14 protein-coding genes are annotated in these 17,191 nt (G+C 68.2%); 8 read left to right on the forward strand and 6 right to left on the reverse strand.

The genetic code is table 11. The annotated features are described in order from the left end of the window. The first annotated feature begins 29 nt into the window (after positions 1-29). The 7 genes from H1R19_RS03740 to H1R19_RS03770 all read left to right on the forward strand — a co-directional run bounded on the left by H1R19_RS03740 (position 30) and on the right by H1R19_RS03770 (position 9,057). Positions 30-2,219 carry an acyl-CoA dehydrogenase family protein gene (locus tag H1R19_RS03740; RefSeq protein WP_219850606.1) on the forward strand — a complete coding sequence of 730 codons (2,190 nt, stop codon included), beginning with the start codon at positions 30-32 and terminating at the stop codon, positions 2,217-2,219. A 119-nt stretch (positions 2,220-2,338) separates the two neighbouring features. Beyond that, on the forward strand, positions 2,339-3,493 hold the full coding sequence (locus tag H1R19_RS03745; protein ID WP_219850607.1) for an acyl-CoA dehydrogenase family protein: 1,155 nt from the start codon (positions 2,339-2,341) through the stop codon (positions 3,491-3,493). Continuing rightward, positions 3,483-4,646: an acyl-CoA dehydrogenase family protein gene (locus tag H1R19_RS03750; protein WP_188329489.1), complete on the forward strand. Its 1,164-nt coding sequence runs from the start codon at positions 3,483-3,485 to the stop codon at positions 4,644-4,646. The genes H1R19_RS03745 and H1R19_RS03750 overlap by 11 nt, the downstream gene beginning before the upstream one ends. Continuing rightward, positions 4,643-5,692 (forward strand): bifunctional MaoC family dehydratase N-terminal/OB-fold nucleic acid binding domain-containing protein, encoded by a 1,050-nt coding sequence (locus H1R19_RS03755; RefSeq protein WP_280527229.1) that lies wholly within the window; start codon positions 4,643-4,645, stop codon positions 5,690-5,692. Before H1R19_RS03750 ends, H1R19_RS03755 begins: the two co-directional genes overlap by 4 nt. Next, a complete protein-coding gene (locus tag H1R19_RS03760; RefSeq protein WP_244970861.1) occupies positions 5,689-6,129 on the forward strand; it encodes a MaoC family dehydratase in 441 nt (146 codons plus the stop codon). Before H1R19_RS03755 ends, H1R19_RS03760 begins: the two co-directional genes overlap by 4 nt. Continuing rightward, on the forward strand, positions 6,129-7,301 hold the full coding sequence (locus tag H1R19_RS03765) for a lipid-transfer protein (RefSeq protein WP_188329490.1): 1,173 nt from the start codon (positions 6,129-6,131) through the stop codon (positions 7,299-7,301). Before H1R19_RS03760 ends, H1R19_RS03765 begins: the two co-directional genes overlap by 1 nt. A 124-nt stretch (positions 7,302-7,425) precedes the next feature. Next, positions 7,426-9,057, forward strand: a complete 1,632-nt coding sequence (locus H1R19_RS03770) for an acyl-CoA synthetase (RefSeq protein WP_219850608.1) — start codon at positions 7,426-7,428, stop codon at positions 9,055-9,057. Between the two features lie 82 nt (positions 9,058-9,139). On the opposite strand, the gene H1R19_RS03775 is transcribed toward H1R19_RS03770, so the two are convergent. From H1R19_RS03775 to H1R19_RS03805, 6 genes are all read right to left on the reverse strand, one after another. After that, a complete protein-coding gene (locus H1R19_RS03775) occupies positions 9,140-10,444 on the reverse strand; it encodes an SLC13 family permease (RefSeq protein ID WP_219851516.1) in 1,305 nt (434 codons plus the stop codon). A 21-nt stretch (positions 10,445-10,465) separates the two neighbouring features. Beyond that, positions 10,466-12,211, reverse strand: a complete 1,746-nt coding sequence (locus H1R19_RS03780) for an MFS transporter (RefSeq protein ID WP_223205139.1) — start codon at positions 12,209-12,211, stop codon at positions 10,466-10,468. A 580-nt stretch (positions 12,212-12,791) separates the two neighbouring features. Then, on the reverse strand, positions 12,792-13,223 hold the full coding sequence (locus H1R19_RS03790) for a DUF6918 family protein (RefSeq protein ID WP_188329493.1): 432 nt from the start codon (positions 13,221-13,223) through the stop codon (positions 12,792-12,794). A 104-nt stretch (positions 13,224-13,327) separates the two neighbouring features. Continuing rightward, the gene (locus H1R19_RS03795; protein WP_219850609.1) at positions 13,328-14,188 is read right to left on the reverse strand and encodes a MaoC/PaaZ C-terminal domain-containing protein; all 861 of its coding nucleotides are present in this window, start codon (positions 14,186-14,188) and stop codon (positions 13,328-13,330) included. Positions 14,189-14,192: 4 nt separating this feature from the next. Beyond that, positions 14,193-15,932, reverse strand: coding sequence for a 3-oxosteroid 1-dehydrogenase (gene kstD / locus H1R19_RS03800; RefSeq protein ID WP_219850610.1), 1,740 nt, complete (start codon positions 15,930-15,932; stop codon positions 14,193-14,195). Positions 15,933-16,016: 84 nt separating this feature from the next. Continuing rightward, the gene (locus H1R19_RS03805) at positions 16,017-16,430 is read right to left on the reverse strand and encodes a nuclear transport factor 2 family protein (RefSeq protein ID WP_188329496.1); all 414 of its coding nucleotides are present in this window, start codon (positions 16,428-16,430) and stop codon (positions 16,017-16,019) included. A 240-nt stretch (positions 16,431-16,670) separates the two neighbouring features. Between H1R19_RS03805 and H1R19_RS03810 the strand changes: the two genes are divergently transcribed. After that, positions 16,671-17,186, forward strand: a complete 516-nt coding sequence (locus H1R19_RS03810) for a nuclear transport factor 2 family protein (RefSeq protein ID WP_188329497.1) — start codon at positions 16,671-16,673, stop codon at positions 17,184-17,186. Positions 17,187-17,191: the final 5 nt, after the last annotated feature.

The raw sequence follows: 17,191 nt of genomic DNA on the forward strand, positions 1-17,191 counted from the left end.
GTCACAACTCGACATACAGAGGATCCCCCGTGACAATCGCCACGTCGTCCGAACAAATAGCGGTGTGCCACAGCATCGAGTCCTGGGCCCGCGCGGAGAAGGCGACCGAGCTCGTCCGCGCCGACATCGACAAACCCCGTGATCAGTGGACCGGGCTGTTCGCGCAGCTCGCCGAGTTCGGGGTGTTCGCCGCCGCCGTCCCGGAGGCCGCCGACGGGCTCGGCGCGAGCTTCGTCGACGTCGCGGCAATGGTCGAACAGTGCGGCGTCGAGCTGGTCCCCGGTCCGATCGCCCCGACGGTGACCGCGGCCATCGCGCTGGCCGAGTCCGGCAGCGACGCCGCCAACACGCTGCTCGACGGGGTGCTGAGCGGCACGGTCCCGGTGGTGACGCCCGTGGGGAGCCGCACGTCGACGGCCTCCGAGCTCGTCGACGGCTCGCTCGACCTGGGACTCGTCGGCGGCTTCGTCGACGGATGCGCGGTGCTCGCGATGATCGCCGCCGCCGACGGTGAGCCGGCCTGGTGGATGATCCCGCCGGGTGTCGGGACGTCCGACGTCGCCCCGCAGGCGCCGCTGGACGGCACCACCTCGGTCGGGCGGGTGCGGTTGTCGGGCATCTCGACCGCCGATCTCATCGAGCTCCCCGACGCCGCCCTCGTCGTCGGACTGTTGTCGGCGACCGTCGCGGCCTACCAGAGCGGCGTCACCCGCTGGGCCCTCGACACCGCGGTCGACTACGCGAAGGTCCGGACGCAGTTCGGCGTCCCGATCGGCTCGTTCCAGGCGATCAAGCACATCTGCGCGGAGATGTTGTGCCGCAGCGAGCGGGTGACCGCCGTCGCGTGGGATGCCGCGCGCGCGGTCGACGACGTGCTCACCGCGGCCACCCAGGACGAACTCGCCACGGCGCGTGAGCAACTGGAGATCAGCAGGCTGGCGGCCGATGTCGTCGTCGGCAGAGACCCCGTCGCCAACACCAAGGACTGCGTCCAGGTTCTCGGCGGCATCGGCTTCACCTTCGAGCACGACGCCCACCTCTATCTGCGGTCCGCCCTGGCCGCGCAGGCCGGACTCGAGAACGCCCGGACCCACGCGGCCGCCCTGGCCGGGCTCGGCCTCGACGGTGCTCGTCGCCGCTTTCGCCTGGATCTCTCGCAGGTGGAGGACCGGCGCGAGGAGGTGCGCGCGACCGTCGCGGAGATCGCCGCCGCCGATCCGGCGGACCGGCGTCGGCTCCTCGCCGAGAGCGGGTACCTGACCCCGCACTGGCCGGCGCCGCACGGAATCGGCGCCGACGCCGCGCTGCAACTGCTCATCGACACCGAGCTCGATGCCGCGGGCGTCGAACGTCCGGATCTGGTCATCGGGGCCTGGGCGATCCCGACGATCCTGCAGTACGGCACCGACGCCCAGCGCGAACGCTTCGTCGCCCCGACGCTGGCCGGCGAGATCGTCTGGTGTCAGCTCTTCAGCGAACCGGAGGCCGGCTCCGACCTCGCCGCCCTGCGCACCAGGGCCGAACGGGTCGACGGCGGATGGAAACTGACCGGCCAGAAGATCTGGACGTCCCAGGCCCACAACGCGCAGTGGGCGATCTGCCTCGCACGCACCAACCCCGACGCCCCGAAGAACAAGGGCATCACCTACTTCCTCGTCGACATGAGTTCGCCCGGCATCGACATCCGGCCGCTGCGGGAGCTGACCGGCCGGGCCAACTTCAACGAGGTGTTCCTCGATGACGTGGTGGTGCCCGACGAGTGCGTGGTCGGCGAGGTCGACAACGGGTGGCGACTGGCCCGCACCACGCTCGCCAACGAGCGGGTGGCGATGGGCGGCACCGGCCTCGGCAAGGAGATGGAGGCGCTGCTCCGGCAGGTGCAGGACACGCCCGCCGCCCTGACCCCGGCGCAATCGGCCGCGCTCGGCGCCCAGCTCGCCGACGCGCACGTGGGCCGGGTGCTCGACGCGCGGGCCGCGACGCAACAGCTCGAGGGCCTGGACCCCGGCGCGCTGTCGAGCGTGCGCAAGCTCATCGGCGTCGAACATCGCCAGTCGGTGCCCGATCTCGCGCTGGAGCTCCTCGGCGCGCAGGGTCTCGCGGCCACCGAGGCGTCCGAGGCGGTCCTGCAGAACCGGTGCCTGTCGATCGCAGGTGGGACCACGCAGATCCTCCGCACGGCCGCCGCGGAACGCATTCTCGGTTTGCCGCGCGGCTGACCGCTCGCCCTCGCGAGAAAGCGCAGATAAGCGCCGATTCCGACACCCTTGCGCATCGGCTCTGATACAACTAGAACAGGTTCTAGTTCTTGACCGGTTCATGGTGAGGGAGGCGCAGGGTGGATTTTGCCCTGGACGGCACGGCGATCGCGGTCCGCGATGTGGCCGAGGACGTGTTCGCACGACGACAACCCGACTGGGAGTCGACGTTCGGCAGGCGGGATTCGGAGCGACACGGGCCGGGTGAGCAGCCCGGCGGCGGCGGTTTCGAGGCCGACGCATGGCAGGCCCTCGTCGAGGCCGGACTGCTCGCGCTGCCGCTACCGGCCGCGCTCGACGGCGACGAGGTCGACGAGTCGGGACTGCTCCCGCTGTTCCGCCGGATGGGTCGCGCCGCGGCGGTGACCCCGGCGCTCGGCACCCTGACCGCCGCGCTGGTCTTCGCCAGAGCCGACGCCGACACGCCCGAGGCCGACGGTGATCGGTCGGTGTGGTCGAGGTGGGGGCAGGCGGTGACCGGCGGCAACTGGGCGTCGATCGCGATCGGCGAACACGGCGACACCCTGACCGCCACACCGCAGACCACCGTCCGCGGCGGACGCCTCACCGGCACCAAGGTGGGCGTCCTGCACGCCGAGGGGGCCTCGTTGCTCCTCGTCGCCACCGATGCCGGCGTCGTGGCCGTGTCGCCGGAGGCCTCCGGCGTCACCGTCGTCGGCACACCGTCGTCGAGCGGATGGGGTGAGTACACCGTCACCTTCGACGACGTCGCGGTCGACGACGCCGACATCGTGGTCCGGGATCTGGCGATCCTCCGCGACCGATACCGGCTCGCGCTGTGCGCCTACGCCGACGGACTGGTTGCCGGTGCCACCCGCCTGACCGCCGACCATGTCTCCACACGCGAGCAGTTCGGTAAACCCATCGCGCTGTTCCAGGCGGTGGGGCAGCAGCTCGCCGACATCTACGTCATCGGCCGGTCGATGGAACTCTCCACGACCGCCGCGGCCTGGCGCCTGTCCGAAGGTCTGGACGCCGCAACAGATCTTGGTATCGCCGCCTACTGGCTGGCCGAAGAGATCCCGCCGACCATGCGGACGATGACCCACCTGCACGGCGGCATCGGTGTCGACATCACCTACCCGTTGCACCGGTATTTCTCGCTCACGAAAGATCTCGCGCGACTCGTCGGCGGTTCCGGGGTCCGCCTCGACGAACTCGCCGACATCACCGCCACGGACGAGCAGATCGCAGAGGTGCCCGATGTTCATTGATCTGACGCCGGAGCAGCGCGCGCTTCGCGCCGAACTCCGCGAGTACTTCGCCGACCTCGTCACACCCGAAGAGGCGCAGGTGATGCTCACGGAGCGTCACGGCCCGACATACCGCAAGGTCATCAAGCGTATGGGCGACGACGGCCGGCTCGGCGTGGGGTGGCCGAAGGAGTTCGGCGGCAAAGGGTTCGGGGAGATCGAACAGCAGATCTTCACCAACGAGGCGGTCCGAGCCGACGTGCCGCTGCCGTCGGTGACCCTGCAGACCGTCGGCCCCACCCTGCAGGTCCACGGCACCGAGGAACAGAAGAAGAAGTTCCTGCCCGCGATCCTCGCCGGGGACGTGCATTTCGCCATCGGTTACACCGAGCCCGAGGCCGGTACCGACCTCGCCTCGCTGACCACCACGGCGGTTCGCGACGGCGACCATTACGTGGTCAACGGTCAGAAGATCTTCACCACCGGCGGCCATGACGCCGACTACATCTGGCTCGCCGTACGCACCGACAAAGACGCCCCCAAGCACAAGGGCATCTCGATCCTCATCGTCGACACCTCTGATCCCGGCTTCAGCTGGACGCCCATCATCACCGCCGACGGCGCGCACCACGTGAACGCGACCTACTACAACGACGTCAAGGTCCCGGTGTCGATGCGCGTGGGTGAGGAGGGCGGCGGCTGGCGGCTGATCACCACTCAGCTCAACCATGAACGCGTCATGCTCGGACCCGCCGGCCGGATCGACGGCCTGGCCGCGCGCGTCCGCGCCTGGGCGCAGCGTCCCGGACCCGATGGCACCGTGATCGCCAAGCACCCCGACGTGCGTCGGGCGCTGGCGACCATCGACGCCTACGGTCGCATCAACGAACTGCTGAACTGGCAGGTCGCCTCCACCGGTGAGGCGATCTCGATGGCCGATGCGGCCGCGACCAAGGTCTTCGCCACCGAGCGCATCCAGAAGGTGTGCCTCATGGTCAACGAGATCATCGGGCGCTACGGGGATTTCACCGACCCGGAGACCGCCGCGCTGGTGGATTGGCTCGACGTCCAGCAGAAGCGCCACGTGGTCATCACGTTCGGCGGCGGGGTCAACGAGGTCATGCGGGACATGATCGCGACCGCCGGTCTCGGACTTCCGCGAGCCAAGCGGTGAGCGCCCCCGAGTTGACCGGCGACGAGGCGATTCGCGCAGCCGCGCAGTCGATCATGGATTCCGGCGCGAGTGCACCGGTCCGCGGGCGTGACCCGATCAACCAGCCGATGATCAACAACTGGGTCGAGGCGATGGGGGACACCAACCCCGTCTACACCGACGCCGACGCCGCACGTCAGGCCGGGCATCCGGGCATCGTGGCCCCGCCGGCCATGGCCCAGGTGTGGACGATGCGCGGCCTGCACGGCGTGCGCACGTCCGACGACCCGCTCGGGCGGGCCACCGAGCTGTTCGACGAGGCCGGGTTCACCTCGGTCGTCGCGACCAACTGCGACACCGTCTATCACCGCTACACCCGGCCCGGCGAGGAGGTGGCGTTGTCGGCCGAACTCGTCGAAGTCGTCGGCCCCAAGAACACCGCTCTCGGCGAGGGGTGGTTCTTCACCACCCGCAACGTGTGGTCGGTTGCCGGTGAGAACGGGACGGACGAGGTCGTCGCCGAGATGCGCTTCCGGATCCTCAAGTTCCGTCCGGCGGCCAAGAAGACAGAGCCCGAACAGGTCTCGACCGGCACCGTGCCCGACGACCTGGACGCGGGCAAGCTGCTGAAGCCCAGTGTGTCGCGTGACACCGCCTTCTTCTGGGAGGGCGTGACCGCTCACGAACTGCGTATCCAGCGCGACGGCGACGGAGTGTTGCGCCACCCGCCGGTGCCCGCCACCTGGAAGCCCCGCGAGCCCGACGGCACTGTGCCGCAGACGGACTACACCGTTGCCGCCGGAACAGGCACCGTCTACAGCTACGTCGTCCACCGCGCCCCCAAGGTGCCGGGACGTCAGTTGCCGTTCGTCGTCGCCCTCGTCGAACTCGACGAGGGGGTCCGGATGCTCGGCGAGCTGCGTGGCGTCGAACCCGAGGAGGTGTCGATCGGGATGCCGGTCCGTGCCACGTTCCTCGATTTTCCCGCCGACGACGCCACCGGGGCGGCCGCGTGGACGCTGTATGCGTGGGAACCGGTCCCGAGTGGTGAAGGGGAGTCCGCATGACCAGTGTCGCCACCGATCCCGTGACGGTCGGAACCACGTTGCCGCCGTTGGTCATCGACGCCAGTCCGACGTTCATCGTCGCGACGGCGATCGCCACCCGCGACTTCCAGGACGTGCACCATGACCGCGACCTCGCCCAGGCCAAGGGGTCGAAGGACATCTTCGTCAACATCCTCACCGACACCGGACTGGTGGAGCGGTTCGTCACCGACTGGGCGGGGCCCGGCGCCCGAATCCGTTCGATTGCACTGAAACTCGGTGTGCCCTGGTATGCCTACGATTCGGTCACCTTCACCGGGGAGGTCACCGACGTCTCCGACGAGGTGATCACCGTCGCGGTGACCGGCACCAATTCGCTCGGCAAACATGTCATCTCGACGGTCACGCTGACCGTCGGTGATCGGGGCCCGACCCAGACCAGAGAAGGGGAGTCCTGATGGGGTCACTGTCCGGGCAGGCCGCGATCGCCGGGATCGGCGCCACCGAGTTCTCCAAGGACTCGGGCCGCAGCGAGTTGCGACTCGCCGCCGAGGCGGTGTCTGCCGCGATCGCCGACGCGGGCCTCACACCTGCCGACGTCGACGGTCTCGTGACCTTCACGATGGACACCAACAGCGAGATCTCCGTGGCGCGCGCCGTGGGAATCGGTGAGCTCACCTATTTCTCGCGCATCCACTACGGCGGTGGCGCGGCATGCGCGACGGTGCAGCAGGCCGCGATGGCGGTGGCAACAGGTGTCGCCGACGTCGTCGTCGCCTACCGTGCCTTCAACGAGCGGTCGGGACTCCGGTTCGGGCAGGTGAACTCGGCGGTGGCCAACCAGGAGAACTCCTCCGGCACCGAGAACGCCTTCAGCTATCCACACGGGTTGTCGACGCCTGCGGCGTTCGTCGCGATGATCGCGCAACGATATATGCACGATTACGGTGCCACGAGTGAGGATTTCGGCCGGATCGCCGTCGTCGACCGCAAACACGCGGCGGTGAACCCGGACGCGTTCTTCTACGGCAAGCCGATCACCCTCGAGGATCATCAGAACTCGCGGTACATCGCCGAGCCGTTGCATCTGCTCGACTGCTGCCAGGAGTCCGACGGCGGTGTCGCGCTCGTGATCGTGTCGTCCGAGCGGGCGAAGGACCTGCCGCACAAGCCCGCGGTGATCTCGGCTGCCGCAGCGGGTAGCGCGGCCGACCAGTACGTCATGACCAGCTACTACCGCGACGAGCTCGCCGGCCTGCCGGAGATGGGGCTCGTCGGTCGTCAGCTCTGGTCGCAGTCCGGGTTCGGTCCCGACGACATGGACATGGCGATCCTCTACGACCACTTCACCCCGTACACGTTGCTGCAGCTCGAGGAGCTTGGCTTCTGCGGGCGCGGCGAGGCCAAGGACTTCGTCCGTGAGCCCGGCGCCCTGGAGGTGGGCGGACGGTTGCCGCTCAACACCCACGGCGGCCAGCTCGGCGAGGCCTACATCCACGGCATGAACGGCATCGCCGAGGGTGTCCGGCAACTGCGGGGCACCTCGGTCAACCAGGTCGCGGGCGCCGAGAGGATCGTCGTCACCGCCGGAACCGGCGTTCCCACAAGCGGATTGGTGCTGAGCGCATGACAGCTGCCGATCCGAGAACCCCGGACGACCCTTCGAGGCTCGTCGCTATCGCTCCTCGCACCTCAGGGAGCAGATGGCGAACCCCCACCACCAACCCACTCCGCACCAACAAGGAGCGCGCACGATGAAGTTCAACCTCGCCGATGTCTTCGAGACCGTGGCAGACTCGGTTCCCGATCGGATCGCGCTCAGCTACCAGGGACGCCAGATCAGCTACGCCGAACTCGACACGCTGTCCAACCAGGTGGCCCACCTGTTCGCCGGCGCCGGGATCGGTGCCTTCGACAACGTGGCCCTGTTCCTGAAGAACAGTGTCGAGCACGTGACCAGCCTGCTCGGTCTGCTGAAAGTCCGTGCGGTGCCGGTGAACATCAATTACCGCTACACCAACGCCGAGTTGCAGTACATCTTCGACAACTCCGACTCGCGGGCCATCATCGTCGAACTCCCGGAGCACCAGCGCAGCGTCGCGGCGTTGCTAGCCGAACTCGACACCGTGCGAACGGTTCTCGTGATCGGTCAGGTCGTCGACGAGCTGACCGCAGCTGTCGCCGGTCTACCCGACGGCCGGACGGTGGATCTCGTGTCGTTCGCCGATCACGAATCCCAGCCGGACGGGCGCGACTTCGAACCGCGCAACGGTGAGGAGCTGTACCTGCTGTACACCGGCGGCACCACGGGCTACCCGAAGGGCGTCATGTGGCAGCACGACGACTTCTTCCGCAAGCCGCTCTCGGGCGGCAACCCGTATGGCGAGCCGCGGCAGGATCTCGCCGAACTCGGTACGGCGGTCAAGGATTTCCCGTCCATCGCGTTCCTGCTGGCGGCGCCGCTGATGCACGGTGCGGCGTCGTACTCGCTGTTCACCTTCTTCACCCTCGGCGGCCGGCTCGTGATCCAGCGTGACTTCGACCCCGAGGCGATCGTGACCGAGGTCGAGAGGGAGAAGGTCAACATCGTGCTCATCGTCGGCGACGCGATGGGCATGCCGCTCGTGGAGGAGCTGGAGAAGCGCAAGGACTCGGTCGACTTGTCGTCGATGTTCTCCATCACCTCCGGCGGCGCGATCTGGTCGCAGCACGTCCGCGACCGGATGCTCGCGGTGAAGCCGGATCTGGTGCTGCGCGACAACTTCGGCGCCTCCGAGTCGGGCAACGACGGCGAGATCATGATGGACGACAGCGGCAATCTGAAGGTTCCGCCGACCGACCGCATGATGGTCGTCGACGAGCGGAACAACAAGATCGAGCCCGGGTCGGGCGAGGTCGGTTACATCGCGCGCATCGGCAACGTGCCGCTCGGTTACTACAAGGACCCGGAGAAGACGGCGAAGACGTTCCCGACCCTGCCCGACGGCACCCGGATCTCGATCCTCGGTGACATGGGCACGGTGGAGGCCGACGGCTCGATCGTGTTCCTCGGCCGAGGCTCGCAGTGCATCAACTCCGGCGGCGAGAAGGTCTACGCCGAAGAGGTCGAGGCCACACTGCACGCGCATCCGGCGATCGCCGACGCCCTCGTCGTCCCGGTTCCCGACGAGAAGTACGGGCAGCGCGTCGCCGCGGTCGTCAAGGTCGCCGACGGGGCGGCCGAGCCCTCCCTCGACGACATCCAGGAGCATTGCCGCGAAACCCTGGCCCGCTACAAGGTGCCGCGGACCGTGATCTTCGTCGACGAGGTCAAGCGCACCCCGGCGGGTAAGGCCGACTACCGCTGGGCCAAGGCCGCCGCGGCGCAGGAGAGCGCGCCGGTCTGATCCGCAGAGCCACCAGTTCTGGACAGACGCACCCCCGAGTCCACATCTGGGGGTGCGTTTGTCGATTCGTGTGGACGTGCGGTCAGGTCAGCTGCAGTCCCGCCCACAGTGCGAGTACCGCGACCCCCAGCGTCGCCGGCACGGTGAGTGCGCCGAGCCGCAGATACTCGCGCGAGGTGGGGGAGCCCTTGCCCTCTTCGGAGCCGTCGCGGTGCATGATGTCGCGCCAGAGCAGATTGGCCAGGGAGCCGAAGTAGGCCAGGTTGGGTCCGATGTTGACACCCAGCAGCATCGCCAGGACGAGTCCGGGTTCGTGGGCGACCAACGGGATGAGCAACAGCGTCGCGGGCAGGTTGTTGACCAGGTTGGCCAGGACGGCCGCGAGCGCCGCGACGACGAGCAGTCCGAGCAGCGTCGACTCCGCGGGGATCAGCCCGGCGATCCACTCGCCGAGCGGTCCGTCGCGAACCGGCAGGATGACGACGCCGAGCGTGGCGACGAACCCCAGGAATGGGAGGTTCACCGACCGCACGGTGCTCCGCAGTGCCGTCAGCGGGGCGTCGAGCAGGCTCGGCAGCGTGAACACGACGGCGCCGACCGCGGCCACCGCGACGAGCGGGATGCCCAGCGGCTCGGTCACCACGAACGCGAGGAGCAGCACCCCCAGTGCCACCAGCATGAAGGTGGGCCGATGCGGTTCGCCGGTATCGGAGTCGGTACCGGCCGCCGGTGAGGCCGCCGGTGACGAGGGGGCGACCGTGCCCGCGAGCGACCGTGCGAAATACCAGCGGAAGATCAGGTATTCGACGACGATCGCGGCGATCCACGGCGCAAGCATCACACCGGTGAAACCGAGGAAACTCAGCCCGGTTGCCGAGAAGGCGAGCAGGTTGGTCAGGTTCGACACCGGCATCAGCGTCGACGCCGTGTTGGCCAGGTGCGCACTCGAGAACGCCACCGGAGTCACGCGCGCCCCGATCCGGCGGGCGGTGGCGACGGCGACCGGCGTCAGCAACACGATCGTCGTGTCGAGGCTGAGGACGGCGGTGGTGAGTGCCGCCGCGACGAACACGATGCGCAACAGCCGATGTGGGGATGAGCGGCTCCACGCCGCCAGGACCGAACCGATCCAGGTGAACACGCCGCCGCGAGCGCAGGCGTCGGCGATCACGAGCATCGCGGCGAGAAAGCCGATGGTGGGCGCCATCCTCAGGACCTCGTCGGCCGCGTCCGCGACGTCGGTGAGACCGAGGGCGATCAGCACCAGGGCGACGGGCGCGGCCACGACCACCGCCGGGACACGCTGCGCGACAACGGTCGTGACGATCACCACCACCAGGGCGGCGATGCTGACGGCCGTGCCGCCGACGCTGTCCACGGTGAGCATCACCGGGACAGGTTACGTGAGTCAGTCGCGGGCGTAACTGTCGTCGCTGTCCGGGGAGCCGGGGGAGTCGGCGGGTACTGCGTTGCCGGACGCCGGGTTGCCGGGTGTGGGGTTGTGAGCTGTGGGATTGCCGGGGTCCGGCTCGCCCCGGCGCTCGACGACAACCGGACCTTCCACGACGCGGCGGGGCGTCAACCACAGCAGGAACACCGAATTGATCAGCAGGATGGCGCCGAGTACCAGGCACGCCTGTTCGAACGGCGCGTAGAAAGCGTCCTGGCTGCCCTCGGCGATCTTCTCGGCGAGCGGTGCGGCTTGTCCCGACAATCTCTCCACGACGACGCTGGCCTCGGCCAGTGACCGCTCGATGAGCGTGCCGGCCTGTTCTGCCTGGGCGATCGTCGCCTGGCCGGCTGCGGTGTCGCCGGCCGCGATCTGCTGCGTTCCGGTGGCGGTGAGCTGATCGCGGGCCAGCTGTGCGGTCTCGCCGATCCGGGACTGGTACCCGGCGGCGACGATGCTGCCTGCGATGGCGATACCGATCGCGGCACCGATCTCGCGTGCGGTGTCGTTGACCGCCGACCCGACGCCCTGGTTGTCGAGCGGGGTGTTGGACATGATCGCGGTCGTCGCGGGAGCCGACGCCAGTCCGATGCCCACCGCGATGACCGCGACCACCCCGGCCAGCGCCCAGTACGTCTCGTAACGGAACAGGCCGAGCAGGATCAGCCCGACACCCGACACGAGTGCCCCGCCGGCGATGACGAACTTGAGCGAATCGAGGCGGACGGCCAGCCAGTTCGCGATCAGCGTGGTGATACCCACACCGGCGACGAACGGCATCAGCGCCAGGGCGGATTGCAGCGGCGTGTACTCGAAGACGAGCTGCAGCAGCTGCAGGATCAGGAAGAACATGCCGAACGAGGCGAGGAACTGGACCGCGACCGACAGCGATCCGGATCCGAATGCTCGATTGCGGAGCAGTCGGACGTCGAAAAGCGGTGACGCCAAACGGAGCTCGACCACGACGAAGGCTGCCGCCAGCAGCACACCGCCGATGATGCAACCCAGCACCAGTGGATCGGCCCACCCCCGATGTGGCGCTTCGAGGAGCCCGAGCACGACGCCGGTGATGGCGAAGACCGAACAGAGGGTTCCTAGTATGTCGAATCTGCCGGGGTCGGCGTCCTTGGATGTCCCGATGGTGAGGCACAGGGCGGCCGCGACCGCCGAGGAGGCGGCGAAGGTGATGAAGATCGAGTGCCAGGAGAAGAACTCGAGGAGCACACCGGTGACCAAGAAGCCCGCGATGGCGCCGCCGCCGGCGATGGCCGACCAGATGCTGATACCGACCGCGCGCTTGCCCTCGGGCATCCCGGAGGTGATGAGCGACAACGTCGTCGGCATGATCAGGGCGGCCGCCGCACCCGCGAGGCAACGCACTCCGATGAGTTGCGTCGGGCCGTCGACCCAGATGGCCGCGAGTGAGGCGATGCCGAACAGCACCAGGCCCACGATGAGTACCTCGCGGCGGCCGAACCGGTCACCGATCGCGCCGGCCGGAAGAAGCAGTGCGGCGAGCGCGAGCGTGTAACCATCGACGATCCAGGTCATCTGGCCGGCGTCGGCGCCGGTGTCGATGGCGATGTCGGGCAGGGCGGTGTTCAGTGCCGCCATGGCCGCGACGACCATGCTGACCGAGAGGCACGAGATGAGGACGAGCCACGCGGACCTGGCGTCGAGACGTATGGCATTCGGCAATTTCATCTGCGCCCTGTGCTTTCCGTGTCTGCTTCGGGACGTGCTCGGTCAGTGGTGCGATCGCCCGGGCGAATCATCGTGTTGCGGTTTCGTTATCGCGACACGCAGGGTGCGCGCCCACGCAACGTGCGTAACTTGTGACACATTTGTCACTGCAGTACCGATACCGGGCGAACATGTGACCGTCCCGGTCCGATCGGCTCCGAACAACCGAAAGTGGTGACAGGTCATGGCCTCACCAAGGATTGCGTCAACTGCAGGGATTGCGTCAACTACAGGGATTGCGTCGACTACAGGGATTGCGTCGACTACAGGAATCGCGGCGACAACCGGCGCGTCGACATCGGCCGTCTCGGACGTGAACGGTGCCGAGATCTCGCCCGCACGCGTCCATGTCTGGCGCGTGCTGTCGATGCTGTTCGCCCTCATCGGCATCGTCATGGTCCTCGTGGTCATTGCGTCGTCGGCGGTCTGACAAGACGGGTCGTCCGGGCCGACTCCGTCGGGATCGTCTGGGCCGACTCCGTCGGGATCGTCTGGGCCGACTCCGTCGGGATGGCGTGAACCGCCGACGACGCGGGACCGACTAGGCCGCGTGCCGCTCGATAGCGGCACCCAGCCGCGGCAGCGCCGCGGTCACATACTTCTTCCCCTTGCCGCGCAGCGAGTTGTACGCCTTCGCGAGCGCGGGCTTGGCGGTGTCGGCCTGCTGATCGGTGACAGACAGCAGGGCCTCGGCCGCGGCATCGCCGTTGGCCGAGAGGTGATCGCCGAAGGCCACACCGGCGGGCTTGGAATCCCAGAACGGTGCGAGTGCCGCCAGGAAATCCTCCGCCATGTGATTCGTGGCATTGGTCACGACACCGGGCTTCACCTTCTGCACCGCCGCGTAGGCGGTCTTCACAGCGGCGCCGCTCAGACCCGACTGGTCGGCCACCTCCGCGTCGATGACACCGACGAGGTCGGTCACCAGGGCGCTGCGGTTGTCGGCGAGTAGGGGCGTCAGCGAATCGCTCATGCGGTCTCCTCAGGGATGTGCGTAGAACACGCGGACCGGATCCCGGTCCGCGTGTGTAGCGTACTGGCCCGGAACCGTTCCGTCTCCGGGCTGCGCCGCGCGGGTCAGTTGCGCGCGCAGACCACATTGGCAAGGGCCTTGGCGCCGTCCCGCTCGGCGACCGTCGCGGTGGCCAGCAGCCGGGCACCGTCGTCCCAGACCGCGACCTCCAGGGTCTCACCGGGAAAGACCACACCGGCGAACGACGCCGAGTAGTCGGCGACCGCGGCCACGTCGCCGCCGAGCACCTCGTCGATGATGGCGCGGCACACCATCCCGTATGTGCACAGGCCGTGCAGGATCGGCCGGGGGAAACCGGCGCCCGAGGCGAAGCCGGGATCGGAGTGCAGCGGATTGCGGTCACCGCAGAGCCGATAGAGCAACGCCTGCTGGGGAAGCGTGGCCACCAGCAGCCGATGATCCGGCGCGCGGTCGGGGTAGTCGACCTTGGCCGACGATCCCCGCTCACCGCCGAAACCGCCCTCGCCCTTGGCGAAGATCGACGAGCGTGCCGTCCACAGCGTCTGGCCGGCATCGTCGGAGGTCACCGACTCCTGCACGATGACCGCGGCCGACCCCTTGTCCTGGACCTCGGCGATCCGGGTCCGGGTGGTCGCCTTCCCGTGGGCCGGCAGCGGTCGGAAGGCGCTGACCTGCTGGCTCCCGTGGACCACCTTGGCGAGGTCGATGTCGACGCCGGGGAAGGAGACCTTCGGCGGTTCGGTCGTGTGGAACCCGGCCGCCACCGTCGCGAACGTCGGCAGCACCTTGGGTGTCACGTCGTGGATGTACCCGAGGCCGGTGGTGTCCATCGGATCGGCCGCGGCACCCACCGCGAGGTTGTACAGCGCGGCGTCCGACGCCGACCACTCGAAACTCACCTCGGGGAGTTCGGCTCCGACGGCGACGGCAGGATCGATCGGCATGGGTTCAGGCTCCTGAAGATGTCTGGGCGGCGGCCTTGGCGGCGATGTCGGTGGCGGCGAGGTATCCGAAGACCATCGCCGGACCGATGGTCGCGCCGGGACCCGCGTAGGTGTGACCCATCACCGGCGAGCTGGTGTTGCCGGCCGCATACAGGCCGTCGATGACCGAGCCGTCGGCCCGGAGCGCGCGGCCCGAGGCGTCGGCGGTGATGCCGCCCTTGGTGCCGAGGTCACCGGGGACCATCTTGACCCCGTAGAACGGGCCCTTGCTGACCTCGCCGAGACTCGGGTTGGGTTTGTTGGTGATGTCGCCGTAGTAGTGGTCGTAACCGCTTGCGCCGCGGCCGAAGTCCTCATCGGTGCCCGACCGGGCGAACCCGTTGAACCGTTCCGTGGTCGCCGTCAGTGCGTCGGCGGGGACGCCGATCTTCTCCGCGAGTTCGGCGATGCTGTCGGCCCTGACGACGACGCCGGACTCGTACCACTTCTTGGGCAACGGCTGTCGCGCGGTGATCCCGGCGAACAGGTACCGGTTGCGGCAACGCTGATCGAAGATCAGCCACGACGGCACGTTCTCGCCGGGGCCCTCGCCCTGCCCGAACTCCCCGCCGTACATCTGGTGTACCGCTTCGACATACGGCAACGATTCGTTCATGTAGCGCTGTCCGCGCATGTTCACGATGAACGTGCCGGGCACCGACCGCTCCGACAGCGCGAACCACGGGCCGCGCGGCAACGGGATCGTCGGGCCCCACCAGGCGTCGTCCATCAGCGAGACCGCGGCGCCGATCTTGAGGCCGGCGTTGATGCCGTCGCCGGTGTTGCTCGGGGCGCCGGTGGTCCAGTCCGAGCCGATCGGCTCGCGCTGGTACTTCTTGCGCATCTCGTCGTTGTGCTCGAAACCGCCGCAGGCCAGGATCACCCCGTGCCGGGCGCGGATCTCGAAGCGCTTGCCCTCGGATTCGGCGATCACGCCGACCACGCGGTCGTCGGAGGTGATCAGGTCGATCAGCCCGGTGTTCAGCCGCACCGGTACGCCTGCCTGGCGCACGCCGATGAGGAGCTCGGCGGCCAGCGCGGCGCCCATGGCGATGAGCTTCTTGCCGCGGCTACGGGCCCAGAAGAAGCGGCTGCCGACCTTGGCCATGCGCAGCGGGCCGCGCCAGTGCCGCATGCCGGTGTTGAGCCAGCGGTAGTCCGACTGCAGCACGACCATGTTCAGAGGTGCCTTGGTGTACTGCGGGTGCAGGGTGTCGAGGTCGTCGCCGAGGCGCCGCGCGTCGAAGGGCCGCGGCTCCACCGACCGTCCGCCGATGCGGCCCCCGGGTGCCTCCGGGTAGTAGTCGGAGTAGTTCTTCACCCATTCGAGGTCGAGCGGTGCGTGGGCCATGAGGAAGTCCAGTGCCTCGGGTCCACGGTCGATGTAGGCGTCGATGCGGTCGGCCGGGGCGTGCTCACCGATGATCGCGTGGACATACTCGCGCGCCTTGTCCGGCGTATCGGTCACGCCGTCGCGGCGGAGCACCGAGTTGTTCGGAATCCACACGCCGCCGCCCGATCGCGACGTCGAGCCGCCCCAGTACGGCGATTTCTCGATCAGAACGGTCTTCAGGCCCTTCTGAGCTGCGGTGATCGCCGCACTCAACCCCGCGCCACCTGCACCGACGACGATCACGTCATAGGTCTCGGGTTCGGTGGTGGTCTGCGGTGAATCGGTCGAGTGTGGTTCGGTCGAGCCGGCCATGGGGTCCCCTTCGTGCACGCAGCTGGAACGTGTTCTACCTGAATTAGAACACGTTACAGAAACGTGCCGCCAGGGTGAGTCGACTCAGTCGCCGGAACTCATGGGCGTGGGGTTGTCCTGCGTCTTCATGTCACCGGGCGCCCAGAAAGCGCGCATGCTCGTGATCGCACCCGTGGCGTCGAAGGTCATCACGTCGATCGGCTCCACCACGAAGGAACCCTCGGGCAGCTTCGTGGTGACCCGGAAGTGGAATGCGGCCTCGCGGCCGACCGCACGCACGACGAGAAGCTCTGCGGTCGTGTCTGTGCCGTCGAGCCCGCGATAGAACTCCTCGATCGCGGTCCGGCCGATCCGGGGTTCGGCGCCGACGGGGTCCTCGAGACGCGCGTCGGGGGCGTAGAGCGCCGCGATGTCGGTCGAGCTTCCGTTCGAGATGGTCGCCAGGTATCGGGACACCAGCGCAGTGGTGTCGACGGCCGTGCCCGTGTCGATGGTCATGGTGGGTCTCAGTCCTTTGTGGTGACGACTCGTTCCGTCCGCCCCGCGGTGGGGCCTTCTGCATGGTGATTCATCGGCAGCCGTCGTGGCCGAGCCCTTCCGCTGAATGGGAACCACGTCACGGGCACCGTGGTCGGATGAGATGAGTTGTCGGACAGGTCGAGCGACAAGGCCTTCCGATCTCCCGGTGAGTGGAATCAGGCCCACGACCGGCGGAGGCGCCGGGCATACCGTGCCGGCATGACGAACACGTGGTCCAGGCAGGAACTCGAAGACGCGTACCAGCGGTGGTTCACCACCATCAATCGAGCGGGCTCGGGGGAGGGGAGTTGGCGGGACTTCCTCGACCTGTTCACCGATGATGTCGTCTATCACGAGCAGATGGCGGGTGAACTGAAGGGCAAGGAGGGGATCTGGGCGTGGGCCGAACCGAGCCTCGCGCAATTCCCGGGCTCGCACACCGAGAGTTTCCCCGAGCACTGGCATGTCATCGACGAGACGAACGCGACGATCGTTGCGCGGCTCGACAACGTGATGAGCGATCCCGGCGACGGGAGCCGATTCGGGGCTCCGCACATCAGCGTCCTCACCTACGCGGGTGACGGGAAGTTCTGTCAGCAGCGGGACGTCTACGACGTCACGAGCTTCCTGGACCTCATCAAGGCGTGGGGGCGCCGTGCGATGGAGCTGGGGACCTTCGACGAACAACAGCGGGCGTGGTTCCAGCAGGTGTATCCCGAGACCGTCCCCGACTGATCAGT

This window comes from Gordonia jinghuaiqii (assembly GCF_014041935.1).
Lineage (GTDB): Bacteria > Actinomycetota > Actinomycetes > Mycobacteriales > Mycobacteriaceae > Gordonia > Gordonia jinghuaiqii.